Here is a 983-nt window from a genome sequence, read left to right on the forward strand (position 1 = left end):
CGGCGCGCGCCTGCTGTACTCGCTGCCGAACTTCCAGAACCCGACCGGCCGCACGCTGCCGCTGGAACGCCGCTTCGCGCTGGTGGAAGCCTGCGCCCGCCTGGGCCTGCCGCTGATCGAAGATGATCCGTACGGCGCCCTGAGCTATCGCAACGATCCGCTGCCGAAGATGCTCAACATGAATCCGGCCGGCGTGATCTACATGGGTTCGTTCTCGAAAGTGCTGACGCCGGGCATCCGCCTCGGCTACGTGGTCGCTCCGACGCCGCTGATCCTGAAGATGGAACAGGCCAAGCAAGCGGCCGACCTGCACACCGCGCAGCTGACCCAGATGGTGGTGTACGAAGCGATCAAGGACGGCTTCCTGCAAACGCACATCCCGACCATCCGCAAGTTGTACGCGGACCAATGCCAGGCCATGCTCGATGCGCTGCAAACCTACTTCCCGGCCGGCACCAGCTGGACCAGACCGGAAGGCGGCATGTTCATCTGGGTGACGCTGCCGGCGCACATCGACAGCGGCGCCTTGCTCAAGGAAGCGGTCGAACAGCACGTCGCCTTCGTACCCGGCGCGCCGTTCTACGCCAACGAACCGCAACAAAACACGCTGCGCCTGAGCTTCGTCACCGTGCCGCCGGAAAAAATCCGCGCCGGCATCGAACGCCTCGGCAAACTCATCGCCGCCAAGCTGTAATGGACATCGGCAACCTGCCGTTCGGCACCACCGACTGGAGCACCGTCGAGCGTACCGAACACAAGGGCGACAGCGGCATGGCCACCTGGCGCACGCGCCAGTTCGGGCCGATTCGCGTACGCATGGTCGAGTACACGCCGGGGTACCTGGCCGACCACTGGTGCAAGAAAGGCCACGTGCTGCTGTGCCTGGAAGGGGAGTTGCATACCGAGCTGGACGACGGTCGCACTTTCCTGCTCAAGGCCGGCATGAGCTATCAGGTGGCCGACAATGCGGAAGCAGCTGTTGT

General features: G+C 64.3%; 2 protein-coding genes. Both read left to right on the forward strand.

Annotation, left to right across the window (positions count from 1 at the left end; all coding sequences use genetic code 11):
* The coding region (locus HLUSI_RS0101130; RefSeq protein WP_016832207.1) for an aminotransferase-like domain-containing protein at positions 1-694 on the forward strand (694 nt) is incomplete at its 5' end.
* On the forward strand, positions 694-983 hold a 290-nt coding region (locus HLUSI_RS0101135; RefSeq protein ID WP_016832208.1), incomplete at its 3' end, for a DHCW motif cupin fold protein. The genes HLUSI_RS0101130 and HLUSI_RS0101135, both read left to right, overlap by 1 nt.

The sequence above is a fragment of the Herbaspirillum lusitanum P6-12 genome (assembly GCF_000256565.1).
GTDB classification, from domain to species: Bacteria; Pseudomonadota; Gammaproteobacteria; order Burkholderiales; family Burkholderiaceae_D; genus Herbaspirillum; species Herbaspirillum lusitanum.